Below are 21,460 nucleotides of genomic sequence, written 5' to 3' on the forward strand. Positions count from 1 at the left end.
GATGTCGTGACGCCGCACCTCAAGGGATACGTCCGCGCGTACGTCGACCGGGCCCTGCCCCCGGCGATGCTGCACCTCTACGACAAGCACCTCGTGTGCTGCACCGTCTGCCGCGCCGCGGCCGACCAGGAGCGCCGCATCGTCGCGTCGCTGCGCTCCGACACCGGCGTCCCGCTGAGCCTGCGCTCCTCCCTCATGGGTCTGGGTGTCGCGCCGACGGGTGAGCCCCAGCCCGCGCCCAGCGCCCCGAGCCGCTCGAACGGTCCGCGCATCCCGCTGCCGCCCGTCGGCTTCCGTATGCCGTCGACGCCGTCCTACGACCCCGTGCCCACCGTGCGCCCGACCGCTCCCGCCCTGCACCGCTCGCCGATGCGCGCCGCGGTCGTGGCCTCGATCGCGGCCGGCGCGTCGGTCGCCGCCGCATGGGGCCTGGCGATCTCGCCGGTGCCCGGCTCGCGCACCCCCTCGGTGCGAGGCCCGGTGGCGAGCTTCGGCTCGAGCCCCGTCAGTGCCGTGAACTTCGGGGGCGCCGTGCTGCCCGGCAACCGCGTCTCTCCCGCCACGGGTCAGACGCCGCGCTTCGGTGACCTCGGTGCCGGCAACGTGCCCTACTGGGTCGTCACGACCCGCACCTCGACCCGCACCGCGTCGCTCGCCCTCGGCACGACGTCGGGTCCGGCCCCGGTTCGGGTCACCAACGTCCGTTCGGCACAATCAGGGCCATGAGCGACGAGTCGACGACGCCGGACCCTGATCCGACGGCAGCTCCAGAGCCCACCGAGAGCACCCGGGCCCACGGCACCCATCGGTCGCCGGAGGTGGAGCAGACCGGCATCATCGACCTGCACGACACGCGCGCCATCCCGTCGGCACCGCCGGCGACGCCGGTCTCGTCCCGCGTCGTGCCGGCGCCCGCGAGCGCTGGTCCCGGTGACTCGGACGACGACGCGTGGTTCGACGTCTTCGGCGGTGAGCACCCGACCGAGGGCGCCGGCGTGCCTGTGCGCGCCGACGCCTCGTGGGGCAGCGACCGCGCCGACTCCCTCGCCGAGGAGGCGCACCGGTCGGCGTACGCGCCGCCCGCGGCCGCACCGGCATCCTCGGCGCCCTCGGCGCCGGAGGCGGGCACCACTGCGGCCGCTGGTCTGGCCGGTGGCCCGAGCGACGCGCAGCCGAGCGCTGCCGCGGCGGCCGGCGAGTCGGCATACGTAGGCCCCGTGCCCCACGGGCCCGCCATGGGCGACCTCGCCACGGTCGGCGGCTCGACCCCGCCCGGGGTCCTGCTCACCGACGCCCCGGCTCCGCCGGGTCGCCGCCGCGGGCGCGGCAAGGTGGTCCTGGCCGTCGTCGGTCTCTGCCTGCTCTCGGGCGTCATCGGCGGCGTCGCCGGCCAGCTCGCCGAGGACCGCGTCAACGTCGCCGGATCGACGCTGCCCGACCCCGGTCCCGGGGCCACGCAGCGACCGGCCGGGTCGGTCGCCAACATCGCCGCCCTCGCGCTCCCGAGCGTCGTCACGATCAAGGTCGACGCGGGCAGCGAGGGCTCGGCGACGGGTTCCGGCTTCGTCATCGACTCCAAGGGCCACGTCCTGACGAACAACCACGTCGTCGAGCCCGGCGTCGACGGCGACATCGAGATCGTGCTGAGCAACGGCGACACCGAGAAGGCGACGATCGTCGGGCGCGACGAGAGCTACGACCTCGCCGTGCTCAAGATCAACCGCACCGACCTCAAGCCGCTCACCCTCGGCCCGTCCGACAAGGTCGTCGTCGGTGACCAGGTGATCGCCGTCGGCGCGCCGCTCGGCCTCGACCAGACCGTCACCACGGGCATCGTCAGCGCGCTCAACCGGCCGGTGGCGCCGGGGGAGGGCGCCGAGTCCTCCTTCATCAACGCCATCCAGACCGACGCGGCGATCAACCCCGGCAACTCGGGCGGCCCGCTGCTCGACATGACGGGCAAGGTCATCGGCGTCAACAGCGCCATCGCCCGGGTGCCGGGCACGAGCGGCTCCACCGGCGGCAGCATCGGCCTCGGCTTCGCGATCCCGAGCGACCAGGCCCGGCGCACCGCCGACCAGCTCATCGCGACCGGCAAGGCCACCCACCCGGTCATCGGCGTCAAGCTCAACCGCACCTTCGCGGGGGACGGCGCGAGGGTCGACGACGCAGCCGACTCCGTGACCTCGGGGGGCCCGGCGGCCAAGGCCGGCGTCAAGGCCGGAGACGTCATCGTCGGCTTCGAGGGCAAGCGCATCCGCACCCCTGACCAGCTCATCGTCTCGATCCGCGCGCGGGCCGTCGGCGACACCGTGACCCTCAAGGTCGAGCGTGGCGGCAAGGAGCTCGAGCTGCAGATGACGCTGGAAGCGGATCCGGCCAGCTAGAGCTCGACGCGCCACCGTAGGATGGCGCAGCCGGTACGCATGGAAGCGAGGGACTGTGTTCGACATCAACGGGTGGGAGCTGCTCCTGCTCGGTCTGCTCGCGATCCTCATCCTGGGTCCGGAGCGCCTGCCCGAGTACGCCGCGAAGTTCGGCAAGTTCGTCCGCCAGGCGCGCGGCATGGCCGACCGCGCCAAGCAGCAGCTCAAGGACGAGATGGGGCCGGAGTTCTCCGACGTCGACTGGCGGGCCTACGACCCGCGCCAGTACGACCCCCGCAAGATCGTGCGCGACGCGCTCGCTTCGCCCCCTGACGAGGACGAGCAGCCGTCACCGGCCGTCGACAAGCCGGTGAGCACGCCGCGCGGCCACGACCCGTCGGTCCCGACCCCGTGGGACAGCGAAGCCACCTGAATCTCTGACCCAGAGGTATCTCTGTCGGACGTCGGGGTTATCGTCCTGCGTGATGCCTGTTGATCCTGCTCCCAACCGCCCGCCTCGGTCCGGTCGCTCTGGCGCCTGCGCGGCTACCTCCGCCCGCACCGGTGGGCCCTCGCCGTCATGTTCGCCGCGTCGCTCGCCGGCGTCGGCGTCTCCATCGCCATCCCCCTCGTGACGCGCGCGATCATCGACGGGCCGATCACGCAGCACGAGCTCGCGCCGGTGCTGCCGCTGGGTCTGCTCGCCCTCGCGCTCGGCGTGCTCGAGGCCGTCCTCATCTTCGTGCGACGGTGGGTGCAGTCCAACGCCGTGCTCGGTCTCGAGACGGAGCTGCGCCGCGACCCCTACGAGCGGCTCCAGGCCCTCCCGATGAGCTTCCACAACCGCGCCTGGGTCGACTCGCTCGCCTGACCCGCCGCCCTCGAGCCCGGGCCCCCCGCCGTCCCCTCGCCGAACGCGGCGTTCGGTCGCGAACTCAGTGTTCTGCCGACGCTTTCACCACCGAACGCGGCGTTCGGTGGTGAGGCGATGCGACGGGGACCGGTCAGTGGCCCGGGTCAGTGGGCCGGTCGGAGGGTCAGCGGCCGGCTGGGGTGAGGCCGAGCGAGCGGCCGGCGAGGCCCCGGGCCCGCGACCCGAGGGTGCGGGCGATACCGCGCAGCGCCACGGCAGCCGCGGTGTCGGGCTCGCCGAGCACGACCGGCGTGCCGGTGTCGCCGCCCTCACGCAGGCGGGTGTCGAGGGGGATCTGGCCGAGCAGCTCGACCGGGGCGCCGATGCTCTTCGTCAGCGAGTCGGCGACCGCCTGTCCGCCGCCGGAGCCGAAGATCTCCTGGCGCGTGCCGTCGGGCAGCTCCAGCCAGCTCATGTTCTCGATGACGCCGACGACGCGCTGGTGCGTCTGCAGGGCGATCGACCCGGCCCGCTCGGCCACCTCCGCGGCGGCCTGCTGCGGGGTCGTGACGACGAGGATCTCGGCCGTGGGGATGAGCTGAGCGACGGAGATCGCGATGTCGCCGGTGCCGGGCGGCAGGTCGAGCAGGAGCACGTCGAGGTCGCCCCAGAAGACGTCGCCGAGGAACTGCTGGAGCGCGCGGTGCAGCATCGGGCCGCGCCACACGACGGGCTGGTTGCCGGGCACGAACATGCCGATCGAGATGACCTTCACGTCGTGGCTGATGGGCGGCAGGATCATGTCGTCGACCTGCGTCGGGCGCTGCTCGACGCCGAGCATGCGCGGCACCGAGAAGCCGTAGACGTCGGCGTCGACGACGCCCACCCGCAGGCCCTGCTCGGCCATCGCGGCAGCGAGGTTGACGGTCACCGACGACTTGCCGACGCCGCCCTTGCCGGACGCGACGGCATACACCCGCGTCAGGCTGTTGGGCCTGGCGAAGGGGATCTCCTTCTCCGGGGCGCCGCCGCGCAGCTGGGAGCGCAGTTCGGCGCGCTGCTCGTCGCTCATGACGTCGAGCTCGACCTCGACCGAGGTGACGCCGTCGAGGGCGAGCAAGGCGTTGCTCGAGTCCTTGGTCAGCGTCTCCTTCATCGGGCAGCCGGACACCGTGAGGAAGATCGCGAGGTCGACCTTGCCGGCGTCGTCGATCTCGACCGACTTGACCATGCCGAGCTCGGTGATCGGCTTGCGGATCTCGGGGTCGTTGACCTTCGACAGCGCCGTGAGCATGGCGTCACGGCTGGGCAGTGCGGCGACAGACATGTGTTCCATCGTATGCCGCCGTGCGGGGGCCCCCGACCACGGCCGGGGTGCGCTCGCTCACCCTCAGTGCCGGCCGTCCCTCGGGTCGTCGTCGGCCCTGCGGACGATCGCGCGCTCCTCGAGCTCCTCGAGGAGCTGGCGCAGCTCGGACCGCACGAAGTCACGCGTTGCCTGCTCGCGCAGGGCCAGGCGCAGGGAGGCCACCTCACGGGTGAGGAACTCGGTGTCGGCGAGGTTGCGCTCGTCGCGGGCCCGGTCCTGCTCGAGGGCGACGCGGTCACGGTCGGCCTGACGGTTCTGCGCGAGCAGGATGAGCGGGGCGGCATACGACGCCTGGAGGCTCAGCATGAGGGTCAGGAAGATGAACGGGAACTCGTCGAACACGAGCGACGGCGGGGCGAGGACGTTCCAGAGGATCCACGCCGCGACGAAGACCGTCATGCCGATGAGGAAGCCGGCCGTGCCCATCAGGCGCGCGAACTTCTCGGACAGGACGCCGAAGTCCTCTTGGGAGAACGAGATGCGCGGCAGCACCCGAGCGCGCTTCTCCTGGGGCTGGTCGAGCTTGTCGCCGCGGACCGCCCGGGGGCCGGTGCGACGCTCGGCACGCTCGCTCACGGCGTCACCCCCAGCTCATGGCGTTCCTCGCGCCAGTCCTCCGGGAGGATGTGGTCGAGCACGTCGTCGACCGTGACCGCGCCGATGAGCCGGCCGTCGTCGTCGACGACGGGCAGCGAGACGAGGTTGTAGGTCGCGAGCGTGCGCGTCACGGTCTCGAGCGACGCGGTGGCCACGACCGGCTCGATCTCCTTGTCGATGATCGACCCGACGGCGGCGTGCGGCGGCTCGCGCAGCAGGCGCTGGATGTGGACGAGGCCGAGGTAGCGCCCGGTCGGGGCCTCGAGCGGCGGGCGGCAGACGTAGACCATCGAGGCCAGTGCCGGGGCGAGCTCCTCGCGGCGCACCGTCGCGAGGGCCTCGGCGATCGTCGCCTCGGGACCGAGGATGACGGGCTCGGTCGTCATCATGCCGCCTGCGGTCTTCTCGTCGTAGGCGAGCAGGCGTCGCAGGGGAGCGGCCTCGTCGGGCTCCATGAGCTGGAGCAGCTCCTCGGCCTGCTCGGGCGGCAGGTCGGCGAGCAGGTCGGCCGCGTCGTCGGGCTCCATCGCCTCGAGGACGTCGGCCGCGCGCTCGTTGGCCAGGCCGGCCAGGATCTCGACCTGGTCGTCCTCGGGCAGCTCCTCGAGGAGGTCTGCGAGGCGCTCGTCGTCGAGAGCGGCGGCGACCTCGGCGCGGCGCTTGGGGTTGAGGTCGTGGATGACCTCGGCGAGGTCGGCGACCTTGAGGTCGTCGTAGGTCTCGAGGAGGCGCTCGGCACTCTGGGCGCCCGCCTGCTCGTGCAGGCCGACGACGTCGCGGATGTCGACGAGCATCGTCTTGCCCGACCGGCGACGGGTCAGCCGCGACATCGCCCTGGACGCCGACGAGACCCCGGCTGGTGCCTGGCGGACGAAGACGCGCGTGCCGATCCAGTCGCGGCGGGGGCCCTGCTCGATGGCGAGGTCCTCGACGAGGGAGTCGGCGAAGCCGGCCTCGACGGCCTCGGCCGTCGTGACGCGCACGGCGCGGTCGAAGAGCTCGGCGGCGACGAGGACCTCGTTGGTGCGCTGCTCGAAGCGGCGCATGTTGACCAGGCCCGTCGTGATGACGGCGCCGGCATCGATCGAGGTCACGCGCGTCATCGGCACGAAGACGCGGCGCCGCCCCGGCACCTCGACGACGAGGCCGATGACGCGGGGCTCGGGCCGGTTGACGGAGAACATCACCACGACGTCGCGGACGCGCCCGACCTGGTCACCGAGCGGGTCGAAGACGCTCAGTCCGGTCAGGCGCGCGACGAAGACGCGGGTGCTCGCACTCATGGGCCAAGGCTATGGGGTCAACGTCCACGGCGACGGGTGCCACGTCGCTGGCGCTTCTTGCGCAGTTTCGCCCGCTCCTTCGCGGCGCGTCGGCCGGCCTTGGCCTCGTCCCGGGCGCGTTTGCGCTCGGCCTTCTCCTCACCACGCCCACCCCAGTGCCACGGGCGCCAGGACGTCGTCGTCGCAGCGGTGCGGGCGGGCGGCTCGCGGTGGTCGTGGGCGGCATACGCGCCGGGTGACTCGAGCGGGCTGTCGAAGGGCACGAGGGCGGTGACGGTGCACTCAGCCGCCCAGCGGGTCAGCGAGTCGTCGACCGCGTTGAGCCTCGACGCGCGGAGCAGCTCGGCCGCTCGCTGCCACTCGGGTGTGCCGGGCTCGAGCACGTGGACGTGTGCGCGCACCGTGAGCAGCCGGCCCCCGGTGTCCTTGCTGCGCAGGATGACCCGGACCTCCTTGGGGAGCCAGGGGAGTGGCTGCTCCCCGGGGCCGCTCACGACGAGGGCGGCGCCGTCGTCCCAGACGTGCCACGCCGGCCACGTGCGGTCGTCGGCGACCTCGATCCAGAGCAGCCCGGACTTGGCCATCGCCTCGCCGAGCAGGGCTGCGGCACCCGCCGCCTGCGGGCCGCCCTGCTCTGCCGCGGGCACGGGCTGCTCGGACACCTGCTCGGTCGCGCGCTCGGTCACACGGCCACCCTAGTGATCCCGCCCTCATCGGTGGCACGCGTGACTGTCGTCATAACGCGGGCCGCCCGGCCGTTGCTACCTTGGCGCCCATGCGCAGCGCCAAGGACTTCTTCCGGCCGCTCGCGGTGGGGGCGCCGACGCCCCTGACGCAGGTGCCGGCCCGCCCGTCACGGGTCATCCACTTCTTCGACCCGAGCAACCCGAAGATGGCCGCCAAGGTGCCGGGCCTCGTCGGCACCGTCGACGTCCTCCTCGGCAACCTCGAGGACGCCGTCAAGGCCGACCGCAAGGAGGCGGCCCGCGCGGGACTCGTCGAGATCGCCAGGGCCACCGACTTCGGCGAGAACACCCAGCTCTGGACCCGCATCAACGCCCTCGACAGCCCCTGGGCGCTCGACGACCTCACGACCCTCGTCACCGAGATCGGCGACAAGCTCGACGTCGTCATGGTGCCCAAGGTCCAGGGCGCCGAGGACATCCACTACGTCGACCGGCTGCTCGCCCAGCTCGAGGCCAAGGCCGGGCTGACGCGCCCGATCCTCGTCCACGCGATCCTCGAGACGGCGCGGGGCATGGTCAACGTCGAGGAGATCTGCGGCGCCTCGCCGCGCATGCAGGGTCTGTCGCTCGGGCCCGCCGACCTCGCCGCCGACCGCCGGATGAAGACGACCCGGGTGGGTGGCGGGCACCCCGGCTACCTCGTGCGCACCGATCCCGTCGACGGCGACATCACCGGGGCGCGCGCGACGGCGCAGCAGGACCTCTGGCACTACACGATCGCCCGCATGGTCGACGCGTGCGCGATGCACGGGATCTACCCGTACTACGGCCCCTTCGGCGACATCCAGGACGTCGTCGCGTGCGAGGACCAGTTCCGCAACGCGTTCCTGCTCGGCTGCGTCGGCACCTGGTCGCTGCACCCCGTGCAGATCGAGATCGCCAAGCGCGTCTTCAGCCCCTCGGCCGAGGACGTGGCGCACGCCCGCCGTGTCGTCGCCGTCATGGGCGACGGCACGGGCGCGGTCATGCTCGACGGCAAGATGGAGGACGACGCCAGCCTCAAGCAGTGCCTCGTCATCGTCGAGCTCGCCGAGCGCCTCTCGAAGACCGACCCCACGCTCGCCGAGCTGTATGCCGCCGAGCCCGCCCCGCAGGAGGGCTGAGCCCGTGACCGACCCGTCCACGGCATACCGTCCCCGTCGCTCGGTGCTCTACATGCCGAGCTCCAACGAGCGCGCGCTCGAGAAGGCCAAGACGCTTCCCGTCGACGCGCTCATCCTCGACCTCGAGGACGCCGTCGCTCCTGACGCCAAGGAGGCGGCGCGTGAGAAGGCCTGTGCCGCAGCGCAGTCCGGTGCGTACGGCCGGCGCGAGCTGACGATCCGGGTCAACGGCCTCGGGTCGCAGTGGCACGAAGCCGACCTCGCCGCCGCGGCCGCCGCCGGACCCGACGCGATCGTCGTGCCCAAGGTCGGCTCGGCCGACGAGGTGCGCGGTCTCGTCGCGGCCATGGAGGCTGCCGGCGCACCCGAGCGCACGAGGCTCTGGGCGATGGTCGAGACGCCGGGCGCGGTGCTCCACGCCGAGGAGATCGCGCGGGCGTCCGACCGGCTCGCCTGCCTCGTGCTCGGCACCAACGACCTCTACAAGGAGCTCGGGGCGACCTTCGTGCCCGGGCGGGCCGCGATCCAGACCTCGCTCCAGCTCGCGGTCCTCGCGGCCCGCGCCGCCGGGGTGGCCGTCCTCGACGGGGTCTTCAACGACGTCAAGGACGCCGACGGCTTCCTCGCCGAGGCACACCAGGGCCGGGAGATGGGCTTCGACGGCAAGACGCTGATCCACCCGGGCCAGGTCGAGCCGTGCAACGAGGTCTTCGCGCCGAGCGCCCAGCAGGTCGAGCAGGCGCGGGCCGTCATCGCCGCCTTCGAGACCGCGCAGGCAGAGGGCAAGGGCGTCGCGACCCTCGACGGCCGGCTCGTCGAGAGCCTGCACGTCGACACGGCCCAGAAGGTGCTCGCGACCGCCGGGGCCATCGCCACCCTCTCCTGACGGTTCGATGTATTCGACGGTCACCGGTGACCGTCGAATACATCGAACCGGGGAGCGAAGCGTGCGGTCTCGCTCGGTGACGGTGTTGGATCGCAGGATGTCGATCGAGCTGGGCACGCCGGGAGTCGAGGGTCTCGTCGAGGCCGTGCACGGGATGCGTCCGTGGCCACGGGACGGGATGCCGGTCCAGCTGCATCCCGGCGACCTGGGCTGGAACTGGAGCCACGGCGCGGAGGCCACCGCCGCGGCCGTCCGCACATGGCACCGCGACGGGCGCCTCGTCGCGGTCGGTCTCCTCGACGAGCCGCGCGTGCTGCGGATGGCGATCGCGCCGGAGGCGGGTGACGACGACGAGCTCGCGCAACGGCTGCTCGGCGACGTGGCGCAGCCCGGGCGCGGTGTGCTCCCGGCCGGGGAGGCCTCCGTCGAGGCGCGGTTCGGGGACGCCTTCCGAGCGCGCCTCGCGGCCGACGGGTGGGGCGACGGGGAGGCCTGGACGCCGCTCGTGCGTGACCTGGCCGATCCTGTGGAGGAGCGCGGGCTGCGGGTCGAGGTCGTCGGCGCGGACCCCGCGCCGGAACGGCTCCGGGACCGGGTGGCGGTGCAGCGCGCGTCGTTCGACACCTCGACGTTCACCGAGCAACGCTGGCGGGCGATGGCGTCCGGGCCGGCCTACACCGACGCGCGGTGCCTCGTCGGTTACGACGACGGCGGAGCCGCAGTGGCGACGGCGACCGTGTGGGCGGCCGGCCCGGGCCGGCCGGGGCTCATCGAGCCGCTCGGGGCGCACCGCGACCACCGGGGCCGCGGCCACGGTCGGGCGATCACCCTCGCGTGCGCTGCCGCGCTGCGCGACCTCGGCTCGTCGAGCGCCCTCGTCTGCACGCCCAGCGCGAACGTCGTCGGGGTCGCCACCTATGTGTCGGCGGGTTTCCGTCGCGATCCGGTCGCCCATGACCTGCACCGGGACGCGTAGGGGAGCGCGGCGCGCACCGGGGTGGGCTCACGAGTGGGCGGCCGCCCACGCCATCTCTGCGGGCACGTTCCCACTCCAGAACGCGTCGTCGTGGCCGCCCTCGGTGAAGTGCGTCTCGGCGCCGGGAAGGCGCCGGGCCAGCTCGCGGTTGGCCGCGATGAACGGGTCGGACCTGCAGCAGTCGAGACGGACCGGGATGCCTCGCAGGAGGTCGAGCCGGTTGAAGATCGAGTGCCGGTCGAAGTCGGCGCGCCCGTCGTAGGCCCGGGCGGGCGTCTGGCTGTCCTGCTGCCACAGGGCAGCGCTGGCGGCGACGACCCCGCTGACGCGCGAGCGGCCGAGCTCGCCGGCGATGAGGAGGGCACCGAAGCCCCCCATCGACCACCCGAGCAGGGCGACCGGGGAGGATGCCGGCAGCCCGGAGGCCTCGAGGGCCATCGGCACGAGCTCGTCTCGGACCATCGCGCTGGTGTCGCTGCCGTCGCGGCGCGGGTGCCAGTAGCTGTTGCCGCCGTCGACCGAGACGAGCGCCATCCGGGACGGCTCGACCGCGTCGGCGAAACCGAGGTCGAAGGCGTCGTCGGCGCCCCCGCCGAAGCCGTGCAGCGCCACGAGGAGGCCACGGGGTCTGCCCGAGTGCGGCACGGCCATCCGCCAGCGCGGCGCCTCGACGCCGAAGCGGTTCGAGAGCACGCCGTCGCTGAGGGTCGGCCCGCCGGCGGACGAGCACCCGCCGAGACCGGTCGCCGAGACCGCCGTCGCCAGACCGGCCGCGCCGAGCAGCAGGGTGCGCCGGGAGGGACCGGGGCCGGTGGGCATGGCGGGAGCGTACGACCTGGGTTCCCGCCCTGCCCGCCGGCGCGCCCGCCGACGCGCCCGCCGACGCGCCCGCCGACGCGTCGTCGGTCGGGTCAGCTCAGGTGGTGCGGCTTGACCTCGCTGCGCTTCTCCGAGTCCTCGCCGGCCTGGAGGTCGTCGCTGGCCGAGTGCGGTGGGGCCTGGCCGGCCGGGACGAGCCGGACGATGACCGCCTTGGACACCGGGCAGTTGCTGCCGACCGCGGTGGACTCGAGGGCCACGAGCGGGTTGACCTCGGGGTAGTAGGCGGCGACGCACCCACGCACCGTCGGGTAGGACACGACCCGGAAGTCGCGCACGACCCGCTGCGTGCCGTCGGGCCAGGGTGCGATGACGTCGACGTGGTCACCGTCGGAGAAGCCCAGGGTGGCGAGGTCGTCGGGGTGGACCATGACGATCTCGCGTCCACCGGAGATGCCCCGGTAGCGGTCGTCGTGGCCGTAGATCGTCGTGTTGAACTGGTCGTGGCTGCGCAGCGACTGGAGCACGAGGTGGCCCTCGGGCGCGGCCACCATCTGCAGCGGGCTGACCGTGAGGACGGCCTTCTTCGACGGCGTCTCGAAGGTGCGCGAGTCGCGCGGCGGGTGCGGCAGCACGAAGCCGCCCGGCCGGTGGACCTTCTCGTCGTAGGCCTCGCACCCGGGCACGACGCGCTCGATGTGGCGGCGGATGACGGAGTAGTCGTCGGCCATGGCTGCCCAGTCGACCTCGCCCGCGGAGCCGCGCCCGGCGAGGGTCGCCGCCGCGATGCCGCAGACGATGGAGATCTCGGAGCGCAGCTCTGGGCTCGCCGGCTCGAGCCGGCCGTGCGAGAGGTGCACGCTCGACATGCTGTCCTCGACGGTGACCCCCTGCAGGCCGCCGCGCTGCTCGTCGCGCTCGGTGCGGCCGAGCGTCGGGAGGATGAGCGAGGTGTGGCCGACGACGACGTGCGAGCGGTTGAGCTTGGTCGAGATGTTGACGACGAGGTCGACGGTCCGCAGCGCGTCGTGCGTCACCTCGGTGTCGGGCGTCGCAGCGGCGAAGTTGCCGCCGAGCCCGACGAGGACCTTCGCCTCGCCGTCGCGCATCGCGCGGATCGAGTTGACGACGTCGAGACCTCGCTCGCGCGGTGCCTCGATGCCGAACTCGGCCTCGAGCGCGTCGGCGAAGTGCGGCGGGAGCTTCTCCCAGATGCCCATGGTCCGGTCGCCCTGGACGTTCGAGTGGCCCCGCACGGGGCACAGGCCGGCGCCGGGCTTGCCGATGTTGCCCTGGACGAGGGCGACGTTGGCCATCTCCTTGATCGTCGCGACCGCGTGCCGGTGCTGCGTGACGCCCATGGCCCAGCAGAGCACCGTCTTGCGCGACCGCGCGAAGAGCTCGGCGACGCGCTCGATCTGCGACCGGTCGAGCGACGTGGCCTCGGTGACGAGGTCCCAGTCGAGCTCGCGCATGTGGGCGGCCCACTCCTCGAAGCCGTCGGTGTGGCGCTCGACGAAGTCGGTGTCGAAGACGTCCTCGCCCGCGTCGTGACGGGCGACGAGGAGCGAGCCGATCGCCTGGAACAGCGCGAGGTCGCCGCCGAGGCGGATGGGCAGGAACTCGTCGGCGAGCTCGGTGCCGATCCCGACGAGGCCCTTGACCTTCTGGGGGTTGTCGAAGCCGCGCAGCCCCGTCTCGGGCAGCGGGTTGACGGCGACGATCTTCGCCCCTCCGCGCTTGGCGATCTCGAGCGCGGTGAGCATGCGCGGATGGTTGGTGCCGGGGTTCTGCCCGGCGATGACGATGAGCTCGGCCTCGTGGATGTCGTCGAGGCTGACCGAGCCCTTGCCGATGCCGATGACCTCGGCGAGCGCGACGGACGTCGACTCGTGGCACATGTTGGAGCAGTCCGGCAGGTTGTTCGTGCCGAAGGCTCGGGCGAAGAGCTGGTAGGCGAAGGCCGCCTCGTTCGAGGCGCGCCCGCTCGTGTAGAAGACCGCCTCGTCGGGCGACGCGAGCCCGCGCAGCCGCTCGGCGACGAGGGCGTACGCGTCGTCCCACGAGATCGGCTCGTAGTGGGTGCCTCCGTCGCGCAGCACCATCGGGTGGGTGATGCGCCCCTGCTGGCCCAGGAGGTAGTCCGTCCAGCCTGAGAGCTCGGCGACCGGGTGCTCGGCGAAGAACGACGGGTCGACCCGGCGCAGCGTGGCCTCCTCGGCGACGGCCTTGGCGCCGTTCTCGCAGAACTCGGCGAAGCTGCGCTCCTCCGGGTGCGGGTCGGGCCACGCGCAGCCCATGCAGTCGAAGCCGTCGGCCTGGTTGATCCGACGCAGCGTCGCGAACGACCGGCGCGCCCCCATCTGCTCCATGCCGCGCTGCGCCGTCACCGCGATGGCCGTGAGGCCGGCGGCCTTCGACTTGATCTTGCCCCGGTCGACCTCGGTGGGGTCGACGTCGTGGGTGGGAGCCGCTGTCGGCCGCACGGGCACGATCGGGATCATGGTGCGGCGCCGGTGCTCGGACATGGTCAAACCCCTCGTCGGATCGGTGGTCACAAGACTCGTTCCCCGTTCGTCCTCGCACGTCACCATGCGGAACTGGCAGTTTCCTGTGAGTCTGCCCCATCGCGTTCGTGGCCCGCGGGATACCTCCGGCCGCCCCGCGCGTTGGAGCAGTCATGAGCCAGGACACGCGGACGGGCGAGCCGACGCCGCCGGTGCCCGACCCCGACGGGCCGAGCGCATCGCCTCCCGGCCTGATCCGCCGCCGCGTGCTCACCCTCGGCGCGGTGGGCGCCGTCGTCGCCGGAGGGGCGTATGCCGTGTCGCGCGGTCCCGGCCTGCCCTCCCTCCCTCAGCTGTCCGGCCTGGGTGAGCCGGCACCCCCGGAGCTGCGCCTCGACCCTCGGCCGGTGGACTTCTCGGCCCTGCAGGCGAGGCGGCGTATCGGTGCCGCGGCCCACGTCTACGAGGTGAGCGCGCGCCCGGCCGCCTACTACGTCACGGAGCCGTTCGGTGCCCGCCTGGACCGGTGGCTCGCCCTGCACCAGCGGCACGTCGGCCAGGTGCCCGACGAGATCCGGTCCTACGGCGCCTGGGTGCGCGGCTCGTCGACGTCGTGGCACAGCTCGGGCGAGGCCATCGACATCGCCCGGCTGCGCGCCGGCGGACGCGACCTCACCTCGCTGCGCCACGACCAGTGGCGCGACGCCCCGGCCACCGAGCTGCGCCGTCGCCTCGCGCTCTACTGGAGGACCGCCGCCGGCCTGCACCACGAGTTCGCCGACGTCCTGACCTACCTCTTCGACGCCTCGCACGACAACCACATCCACGTCGACCTCGGTCGCTTCGGACCCGAGCGGCCGCGCCTCATCCGCCGGTCCAACGCCCAGGTGCAGGCGGTCCAGGCGATGTGCCGCCACGTCTGGGGTCGTGCCGAGGTGGAGCTCACCGGCGAGTTCGACGCCGTGACCCGGGACGTCACCACACGCATACTCGAGCAGTCCGGTGGCCCCGGCGAGCTCGCCGACAGCCGGGAGGCGTGGCAGGCGTTCATGGTCGCCACGATGGAGCGGGCGTAGGGAAATGCCGTGACGAGCGGCTCGGGCCCGATCGTAGGATCGAGCCCATGGCCAAGACCGTGCTCACGCCCCAGTCCGAGGACTTCCCCCGCTGGTACCAGGACGTCGTCGCCAAGGCCGAGCTCGCCGACAACGGGCCGGTGCGCGGGACGATGGTCATCCGACCGTACGGCTACTCGATCTGGGAGCGGATGCAGGCCGACATGGACCGCCGCATCAAGGAGGCCGGCGCGCGCAACGCCTACTTCCCGCTCTTCATCCCGGAGTCCTACCTGAGCCGGGAGGCCGAGCACGTCGAGGGTTTCAGCCCCGAGCTCGCGGTCGTGACGCACGCGGGCGGCAAGGAGCTCGAGGAGAAGGTCGTCGTCCGACCCACCTCCGAGACCGTCATCGGCGAGTTCATGGCGAAGTGGACGCAGAGCTACCGCGACCTGCCGCTGCTGCTCAACCAGTGGGCCAACGTCGTCCGGTGGGAGCTGCGGCCGCGGATCTTCCTGCGCACCAGCGAGTTCCTCTGGCAGGAGGGCCACACCGCCCACGCCACCGAGGAGGACGCACGGCTCTACGCCAAGCGGATCCACGAGGAGGTCTACGCGACGTTCATGCGCGAGATGCTCGCCATGCCCGTCGTCCTCGGCCGCAAGACGGCACGCGAACGTTTCGCAGGAGCGACGAACACCCTTGCGCTGGAAGGGATGATGCGTGACGGCAAGGCGCTGCAGATGGGCACGAGCCACGAGCTCGGCCAGAACTTCGCCAAGGCCTTCGACATCACCTACCTGTCCGAGCAGGGGCGCCAGGAGATGTGCTGGACAACATCGTGGGGCAGCTCGACCCGCATGCTCGGCGGCCTCATCATGGCCCACGGCGACGACCACGGCCTGCGGGTCCCGCCGCGGCTCGCGCCGGTCCAGGTGCTCGTCATGGTCGTCAAGGAGGGCGAGGGGGTCGTCGAGGCAGCCCGTCAGGTCGTCGCCGACCTCGTCGCGCGCGGGGTCCGGGCCGAGCTCGACGCGCGCGTGGACACGCCGTTCGGCCGCCGCGCCGTCGACGCCGAGCTCAAGGGCATCCCCGTCCGCGTCGAGGTGGGGCCCCGCGACCTCGCCGAGGGCTCCGTCACGGTCGCCCGGCGCATCGCCGGCGGCAAGTCGTCGGTGCCGCTCGGTGGCGTCGCCGACACCGTCACCGGTGCGCTCGAGGAGGACCACGACGCGTTGTATGCCGCCGCGCTGGCCCACCGGGACGCGAACACGTCGGCCGTCGCCACCGTCGAGGAGGCCGCCGAGGCGGCGCGCACCGGCTGGGCCACCCTCCCGTGGTCCACGCTCGGTCCCGAGGGCGAGGCGCTGCTCGCCGAGTCGGCGGTCACCGTGCGGTGCCTGACGATGCCCGACGGGTCGGTGCCGAGGTCGGAGTCCGACGACGGCGTGCTCGCCGTCGTCGGGCGCGCCTACTGACGTGGTCCTGGCCACAGACCCGGCGGGAAGAGTCCGGTCACCGGCATGGTTGAGACGTGCGTGAGGACGGTGAGGAGACATGACTGACGTGACCGCAGGCAGTGGACGGCACACGCCACCGGCACAGCCGGAGAGCCTGACGCCCTTGCTGCGCGACCGCGAGAGCGTCATGGTCTACGACCGCTCGCACGTGCTCGGTCCGGACGCCCTGCGCGCGATCCTCGAGGCGGCGCGGTGGTCGCCGTCGGCCGGCAACTCGCAGCCGTGGGGCTTCATCGTCGGGCTGCGCGGAGACGACACGCACGCGGCCATGGTCGACGTCCTGTCGTCGGCCAACCAGGTCTGGGCGCCGTCGGCATCGGCGATCATCCTGACGCTCCACCAGGTCGCGACCGACGAGGACCACGAGCTCGCCTACAGCGACTACGCGATGTTCGACCTCGGCCAGGCCGTCGCGCACATCACGGTGCAGGCGCGCTCGATGGGGCTGCAGGTGCGCCAGTTCGGTGGTTTCGACCACCTGGCGGCGACCGAGCGGTTCGCCGTCCCGCCGCACTGGGCCGTCACGACGGGGATCGCCCTCGGCCTTCCGGCCGGCCCCGACGACGACGCCGAGATGCCGGAGTGGGTGCGCACCCGGGCCCGGCTGCCACGGTCGCGCCTCCCGCTCGAGGCGTTCGTCCACTCGGGGAAGTTCGGCCACCCGGCGGACTTCCTGACCGACTGACGGATGAAGGACGATGGAGGCCACCCCACGAACGGGTGGCCTCCATCTGACCTGTGGGCTCCTCGGCGAACCGAACGACCTCACCAGCGCGACGTCGCCGCCGCGATGAGGTCACCGAAGAGCAGACCCTCGTCGACCGCGTACCCACGACGGGTGAACCAGTCACACATGTTGTGGGTGTCGCGTTCGAGGAACTCCGGGCCGTGCGGGTTGCCGATGACGTCGACGATTTGCGGCCAGTCGATGAGGACGAGCCGCGCGTCGTCTCCCTCGCCCTCGAGGAGCACGTTGTAGGGCGAGAGGTCGCCGTGTGCCCAGCCGAGCTCGGCGAGCCGGAGCATCGCCTCGCGCAGCTGCTCGAAGAGCACCGGCAGCAGGTCGGCGTCAGGACGCACCTGTGCGAGACGTGGTGCGGCCTGTCCGTCCGGGGTGCCGATGAACTCCATCAGCATCTCGTCCTCGCCCATCTGCACCGGGTAGGGCACCGGCAGTCCCTCGTGCCAGAGGCGGACCAGCGTCTCGAACTCGGCGAAGGCCCAGAGGCCGCTGATCAGCTCCTTGCCGAACGCGGTGCGGGTCCGCATGGCCCGCGTCTCGCGCGACTTCCGCACGCGCCGCCCCTCGAGATAGCCCGAGTCGCGGTGGAACATGCGGTGCTTGCTCGACCGGTACCGCTTGCCGGCCATGAGCACGTCCCGGTCGGGGGAGCCGGGCACCCACCGGCGCACCAGGTGGACGTCGGCCTCCTTGCCGGTCTTGAGCACCCCCAGGTCGGCCTCGACGGCGCCGAGGTCGGTGATGACCCAGTCGGGTCGGGGCTTCGGGCCGTGGGTGGCGCCGTCCCAGCTCGACCACCGGTCGCCCTCGGGAGGGCCGTCGGGGTCGGTGTCGACCGCGTACTGCTCGTCCTCGATACCGAGGACCCGCCGAGCGGTCAGTCGGGTCTCGACGACCGCGAGGTCGTCGTCGTGAAAAGCGTTGAATGACAAGAGAACTCCAAGGAAGAAGTGATGTGGGCAGGCATGCCCGGGGCCGTGATCGACATGTCACCCTCCTTGGGTCCCGGCGCGCGGCCGTGTGTCGCTGCGCTCGAGAAGAGACTGGCGCACCCGGCGATGCCCGCGCAACGGAATTAATCCGCGCGGGGCGAGACCGTTTGCCGCGATCTGTATCACCGAGCACGCCGTTCGCCTCTACGGTGGCAGGAGCAGGGGAGACGTCTCGGAGGGAGCCCAGGTATGCCGTCCGCGTCCTTCGGCGGGGGAGCGGTGCGCGTGCGCGTGCCCCGCGGCTACGACACGACCGCTGCGACGGACCGGACGGATCGCGACCTGCCGACGGGAGGTCGCCGGGCGGCCGAGCGCGCCGCCCTCGTCGAGGCCCTCCGCACCGACGACTTCGTCGTGGTCGACCGGATCGACCTGACCCCACGGCGTGCTCGCGACCTCGACGGTCCTGCTCCGGCCAACCGGGCCGGCACCGTGAAGCTCGACGTCGACGTGCCCGCCGGCAACGACGCCGTCGTCCTGCTCGAGCGCGACGGGGTCTACTCGTGGCACCTCCCGGTCGACGCGTCGGAGCGCACCCGCTCGATCGACCCCGGTCCACGCACCGTGTCGTTCGCGCTCTCGGTGCAGCCCGAGCGTCCGCGCCGACCGCGACGGCGATCGCGCGGCCTGGACGCGCCCGGCCCCGCAGCGGACCGCGGGCTGCTCGGCGACCTCGCCCACGGCGTCCTCCAGGCGATCGTCCTGCGCTTCGCCGCGCCCGTCATCGTCGACAAGGTCGTCGAGCGGCTCGAGGCGGGCGTGCGCACCGGCCTGGTCCACGTGACCGGTGGGACGCTGGAGGCGTGGAAGCCCGTCGGCTCCCTCGCGGAGGTGGGCCTGCCCACCGACCGTCCGGCACGGGTCCTGCTCCTCGTCCACGGCACCTTCTCGTCGACGAGCGGTGCCTTCGGGGCAGTCGCCGTCACCCCCGGGGCGGAGGGCTTCGTCGACACGCTCGTGTCCGCGTACGACGCGGTCATCGGCTTCGACCACCGCACTCTCAGCGTCGACCCCGAGCGCAACGCCCGGGACCTGCTCGCCCTCCTCGCGCCCCATGACGGCGAGCTCGTGCTCGACGTCATCACCCACAGCCGCGGCGGCCTGGTCACCCGCTCGTTCGTCGAGTCCGTGCTCCCGGGCGCCGGACTGCGCATCGGCGTCGACTCGATCGTCTTCGTCGCCTCCACCAATGGCGGCACCCACCTCGCCGACCCGGAGCGGTGGCACGACCTCGTCGACCTCTACACGAACCTCGTGATGGTCAGCGCTGCCGGGCTCTCGCTCGTGCCCGGGGGCGCCCCGTTCGCGGCGGTGGTCAGCGGTGTCGTCCGCGGCGTGGGCGCGCTCGTGAAGTACCTCGTGTCGTATGCCGCCGGCGGCGACGGCGTGCCCGGTCTCGCGGCCATGACGCCCGACGGGCCCTTCGTCACGACCCTCAACCGGGACCAGCCGGGCCAGCCGCGTCCTGGGACGAACTGGCACGTCGTGACGTCCGACTTCCACGTGACGCTCTTCGACGACCACCACAACCCGCCGGAGTTCCCGCGCGAGCTCGCGGTCCGTCTGGCCGAGGGCTTCGTCGACGGGATCTTCAAGGGCCGCAACGACCTCGTCGTCGACACCGACTCGATGTCGGCGATCGGGCTGCCGACGGGCGGCTTCGTCCGGGACACGTTCGCGCTCGGCACCAACGACGTCGTGCACCACGTCAACTACTTCTCGCAGCTGTCGGTCATCGGCGCGATCTCGCAGTGGCTGCCCCTCGGGCTCGGGGCGTCCGACGAGGGAGCGCACCTGCCCGAGTGGATGACGGTGGGGCCCGTCCTCGGGGGCGACGGTGGTGGCGACGACCGGGGTCTCGAGATGGCCGAGATCGAGGAGCCGACCACCGCGGCCCGACCACCGACGGCAGCCCGCCCGCCGACGGCCGCGCGGCCACCGTCCACGATCGCCCGGCCTCCGGCGCGGCCGGCGCCCGGGAGGAAGGCCGCGGCCACGGCTGCCGCGAAGGCGACGGCGAAGAAGGCGACGGCGAAGAAGGCGACGGCGAAGAAGGCGACGGCGAAGGCCGTCCGCCGCGACCAGCAGAAGCCACCGCGTCCCGGACCGAGCAGTCCCCTCGAGGGGACCACGGCGGCGGAGCTCGCCGCGGAGATGCCGTCGACGGTCACACCCGGCGCTGACGCCACGGTGCGGGTCCGGCTCTCGCGGCAGGTGCTGGCGGCCACGGAGGGCACGGTCCACGTCTCCAGGACGGTCCACGTCGACGCGGAGCGCCCCGTCAGCGTGCAGGTCTACGCCAAGGACAACGCCCAGGTCCTCGAGACGGAGGCCAAGGTCTTCGGGCTGCCGAGCGGCGACTGGGCCAGCGAGCTGACCTTCCGGGTGCGTGCGCTCGAGGCCGGTCCGGTCCGCGTGTCCATCGTGCTGCGACAGGGCTGGGTGCCCGTCGCCACCCTCACCCTCGAGTCGACGGCGGCCGCCGCGGGCATGGTCGCGGCGGCGCCCGTCACCGCCACGGTCCACACCGGCATCGACGCGCCCGAGCTCGACGGCCTGCCGTGCCTCGACATCGTCGAGAGTCGTCGCGTCACGGGCGAGCGCGTCTACAGCTATGCGCTCCGACTCGTGCCGGGCGAGGCCGAGCGGACCTTCGAGTCGGCGCCGATCGTGGGCCGCGACGAGTTCGTGCGCGACCGCATCGCCGAGGTCGAGGGTGTCATCAAGGACCCCGACCTGACGCCGCGCCAACGGATGTCGCGGCTGCAGAACACCGGCACGCTGCTCTTCGACCAGTTCTTCCCGGAGGACATGCAGGCCTACCTCTGGGAGCACCGCGACCTCGTGCACGACCTCATCGTCTACACCGACGAGCCGTTCGTGCCGTGGGAGCTCGTGCACCTCAAGCCGGCCCGGGGCAAGCGCGGCACCACGCCGCGATTCCTTGCCTCCGGCGGGCTCGTGCGCTGGCAGCTCGGCAGCTTCCCACCCCAGTCCGTACGCGTCCGCCGCGGCCACGCACGGTCCATCTGCCCGGTCTACGCCAACCCGATGTTCAAGAACGACGTCGGCGTCGCCGAGGCCGGCTACCTCAAGGACCGGTTCGGGGCCAAGGCCGTGACGGCCACCCCCACGGGCGTCGAGCGACTCCTGCGCGGCGGAGGCTTCGACCTGCTGCACTTCTCGGGCCACGGGGCGGCGCGCTCCGACGACATCGCCGAGGCGAAGGTCCTGCTCAAGGGCCAGCGACGCGGCACGACGGTGCGCGAGCAGTACCTCACCTCGACCGACGTCTCCCAGAACCTCGACTGGACGGGCCCCGACAGCGTCGGCCCCATCGTCGTCCTCAACGCCTGCCAGACCGGTCGGTCCGGTGAGCTCTTCACGACGGTGGGTGGCTTCGCCAAGGCCTTCCTCGACGCCGGGGCCTCGGCCTTCGTCTCCTGCCTGTGGTCGGTCCAGGAGGAGCCGGCGAGGGTCTTCGTCGAGACGCTCTACGAGGAGCTGCTCAAGGGCACCCAGATGTCGCGCGCGAGCGCCCTCGCGCGCGAGGCGGCGCGCGACGCCGACGACCCGACGTGGCTCGCCTACGTCGTGTACGCGAGACCTGACGCTGTCCTCGAGACGGTGTGAAACGGCTACGCCC

Annotated in this window: 18 protein-coding genes; 11 read left to right on the forward strand and 7 right to left on the reverse strand. The window is 72.5% G+C overall.

Features of this window, described 5'->3' with window-relative positions:
• Nucleotides 1-6: 6 nt before the first annotated feature.
• From ASD90_RS06550 to ASD90_RS06565, 4 genes are all read left to right on the forward strand, one after another.
• On the forward strand, nt 7-726 hold the full coding sequence (locus tag ASD90_RS06550) for an anti-sigma factor (RefSeq protein WP_056753058.1): 720 nt from the start codon (nt 7-9) through the stop codon (nt 724-726).
• Nucleotides 723-2,387, forward strand: coding sequence for a S1C family serine protease (locus tag ASD90_RS06555; RefSeq protein WP_056753061.1), 1,665 nt, complete (start codon nt 723-725; stop codon nt 2,385-2,387). The genes ASD90_RS06550 and ASD90_RS06555 overlap by 4 nt, the downstream gene beginning before the upstream one ends.
• A 55-nt stretch (nt 2,388-2,442) precedes the next feature.
• Nucleotides 2,443-2,799 (forward strand): twin-arginine translocase TatA/TatE family subunit, encoded by a 357-nt coding sequence (locus ASD90_RS06560; protein WP_056753064.1) that lies wholly within the window; start codon nt 2,443-2,445, stop codon nt 2,797-2,799.
• A 147-nt stretch (nt 2,800-2,946) separates the two neighbouring features.
• Nucleotides 2,947-3,237: an ABC transporter transmembrane domain-containing protein gene (locus ASD90_RS06565; protein WP_056753067.1), complete on the forward strand. Its 291-nt coding sequence runs from the start codon at nt 2,947-2,949 to the stop codon at nt 3,235-3,237.
• A gap of 166 nt (nt 3,238-3,403) precedes the next feature.
• Here ASD90_RS06565 and ASD90_RS06570 read toward each other — a convergent pair whose 3' ends face one another.
• The 4 genes from ASD90_RS06570 to ASD90_RS06585 form a co-directional block, all read right to left on the reverse strand.
• Nucleotides 3,404-4,546 (reverse strand): Mrp/NBP35 family ATP-binding protein, encoded by a 1,143-nt coding sequence (locus ASD90_RS06570; RefSeq protein WP_056753069.1) that lies wholly within the window; start codon nt 4,544-4,546, stop codon nt 3,404-3,406.
• Nucleotides 4,547-4,609: 63 nt separating this feature from the next.
• A complete protein-coding gene (locus ASD90_RS06575) occupies nt 4,610-5,164 on the reverse strand; it encodes a DUF1003 domain-containing protein (RefSeq protein WP_056753072.1) in 555 nt (184 codons plus the stop codon).
• The gene (locus tag ASD90_RS06580) at nt 5,161-6,468 is read right to left on the reverse strand and encodes a magnesium transporter MgtE N-terminal domain-containing protein (RefSeq protein WP_056753074.1); all 1,308 of its coding nucleotides are present in this window, start codon (nt 6,466-6,468) and stop codon (nt 5,161-5,163) included. Before ASD90_RS06580 ends, ASD90_RS06575 begins: the two co-directional genes overlap by 4 nt.
• A gap of 17 nt (nt 6,469-6,485) precedes the next feature.
• Nucleotides 6,486-7,154 carry a hypothetical protein gene (locus ASD90_RS06585; RefSeq protein ID WP_200958546.1) on the reverse strand — a complete coding sequence of 223 codons (669 nt, stop codon included), beginning with the start codon at nt 7,152-7,154 and terminating at the stop codon, nt 6,486-6,488.
• A gap of 89 nt (nt 7,155-7,243) precedes the next feature.
• Between ASD90_RS06585 and ASD90_RS06590 the strand changes: the two genes are divergently transcribed.
• From ASD90_RS06590 to ASD90_RS06600, 3 genes are all read left to right on the forward strand, one after another.
• Nucleotides 7,244-8,317, forward strand: coding sequence for a CoA ester lyase (locus tag ASD90_RS06590; RefSeq protein WP_056753077.1), 1,074 nt, complete (start codon nt 7,244-7,246; stop codon nt 8,315-8,317).
• A gap of 4 nt (nt 8,318-8,321) precedes the next feature.
• A complete protein-coding gene (locus ASD90_RS06595) occupies nt 8,322-9,203 on the forward strand; it encodes a CoA ester lyase (protein ID WP_255358546.1) in 882 nt (293 codons plus the stop codon).
• 97 nt (nt 9,204-9,300) lie between these two features.
• Nucleotides 9,301-10,179, forward strand: coding sequence for a GNAT family N-acetyltransferase (locus ASD90_RS06600; RefSeq protein ID WP_056753083.1), 879 nt, complete (start codon nt 9,301-9,303; stop codon nt 10,177-10,179).
• A gap of 27 nt (nt 10,180-10,206) precedes the next feature.
• Here the strand turns inward: ASD90_RS06600 and ASD90_RS06605 are convergent, their stop codons facing one another.
• Nucleotides 10,207-10,998 carry an esterase family protein gene (locus ASD90_RS06605; RefSeq protein ID WP_056753086.1) on the reverse strand — a complete coding sequence of 264 codons (792 nt, stop codon included), beginning with the start codon at nt 10,996-10,998 and terminating at the stop codon, nt 10,207-10,209.
• 92 nt (nt 10,999-11,090) lie between these two features.
• Entirely contained in the window at nt 11,091-13,526 is a 2,436-nt protein-coding gene (locus tag ASD90_RS06610) for an FdhF/YdeP family oxidoreductase (RefSeq protein WP_157623027.1), read from the reverse strand.
• Nucleotides 13,527-13,678: 152 nt separating this feature from the next.
• Here ASD90_RS06610 and ASD90_RS06615 point away from each other — a divergent pair, with 152 nt between their 5' ends.
• The 3 genes from ASD90_RS06615 (at nt 13,679) to ASD90_RS06625 (ending at nt 16,765) form a co-directional block, all read left to right on the forward strand.
• Nucleotides 13,679-14,581, forward strand: coding sequence for an extensin family protein (locus ASD90_RS06615; protein ID WP_056753089.1), 903 nt, complete (start codon nt 13,679-13,681; stop codon nt 14,579-14,581).
• Nucleotides 14,582-14,628: 47 nt separating this feature from the next.
• On the forward strand, nt 14,629-16,038 hold the full coding sequence (gene proS, locus ASD90_RS06620) for a proline--tRNA ligase (protein WP_056753091.1): 1,410 nt from the start codon (nt 14,629-14,631) through the stop codon (nt 16,036-16,038).
• Nucleotides 16,039-16,117: 79 nt separating this feature from the next.
• The gene (locus tag ASD90_RS06625) at nt 16,118-16,765 is read left to right on the forward strand and encodes a nitroreductase family protein (RefSeq protein WP_056753093.1); all 648 of its coding nucleotides are present in this window, start codon (nt 16,118-16,120) and stop codon (nt 16,763-16,765) included.
• 80 nt (nt 16,766-16,845) lie between these two features.
• Here ASD90_RS06625 and ASD90_RS06630 read toward each other — a convergent pair whose 3' ends face one another.
• Entirely contained in the window at nt 16,846-17,754 is a 909-nt protein-coding gene (locus ASD90_RS06630; RefSeq protein WP_056753096.1) for a serine protein kinase RIO, read from the reverse strand.
• A 249-nt stretch (nt 17,755-18,003) separates the two neighbouring features.
• Here ASD90_RS06630 and ASD90_RS06635 point away from each other — a divergent pair, with 249 nt between their 5' ends.
• The gene (locus ASD90_RS06635; RefSeq protein WP_056753098.1) at nt 18,004-21,447 is read left to right on the forward strand and encodes a CHAT domain-containing protein; all 3,444 of its coding nucleotides are present in this window, start codon (nt 18,004-18,006) and stop codon (nt 21,445-21,447) included.
• Nucleotides 21,448-21,460 lie beyond the last annotated feature (13 nt).

The sequence above is a fragment of the Terrabacter sp. Root181 genome (assembly GCF_001428505.1).
Taxonomy (GTDB): Bacteria; Actinomycetota; Actinomycetes; order Actinomycetales; family Dermatophilaceae; genus Terrabacter.

Coding starts and splice junctions, on each gene's coding strand:
- ASD90_RS06600 (WP_056753083.1), top strand. CDS start 9,301: ATGTCGATCGAGCTGGGCACGCCGGGAGTCGAGGGTCTCGTCGAGGCC.
- ASD90_RS06565 (WP_056753067.1), top strand. CDS start 2,947: ATGTTCGCCGCGTCGCTCGCCGGCGTCGGCGTCTCCATCGCCATCCCC.
- ASD90_RS06555 (WP_056753061.1), top strand. CDS start 723: ATGAGCGACGAGTCGACGACGCCGGACCCTGATCCGACGGCAGCTCCA.
- ASD90_RS06610 (WP_157623027.1), bottom strand. CDS start 13,526: ATGTCCGAGCACCGGCGCCGCACCATGATCCCGATCGTGCCCGTGCGG.
- ASD90_RS06625 (WP_056753093.1), top strand. CDS start 16,118: ATGACTGACGTGACCGCAGGCAGTGGACGGCACACGCCACCGGCACAG.
- proS (WP_056753091.1), top strand. CDS start 14,629: ATGGCCAAGACCGTGCTCACGCCCCAGTCCGAGGACTTCCCCCGCTGG.
- ASD90_RS06590 (WP_056753077.1), top strand. CDS start 7,244: ATGCGCAGCGCCAAGGACTTCTTCCGGCCGCTCGCGGTGGGGGCGCCG.
- ASD90_RS06605 (WP_056753086.1), bottom strand. CDS start 10,998: ATGCCCACCGGCCCCGGTCCCTCCCGGCGCACCCTGCTGCTCGGCGCG.
- ASD90_RS06570 (WP_056753069.1), bottom strand. CDS start 4,546: ATGTCTGTCGCCGCACTGCCCAGCCGTGACGCCATGCTCACGGCGCTG.
- ASD90_RS06615 (WP_056753089.1), top strand. CDS start 13,679: ATGAGCCAGGACACGCGGACGGGCGAGCCGACGCCGCCGGTGCCCGAC.
- ASD90_RS06580 (WP_056753074.1), bottom strand. CDS start 6,468: ATGAGTGCGAGCACCCGCGTCTTCGTCGCGCGCCTGACCGGACTGAGC.
- ASD90_RS06635 (WP_056753098.1), top strand. CDS start 18,004: ATGCCGTCCGCGTCCTTCGGCGGGGGAGCGGTGCGCGTGCGCGTGCCC.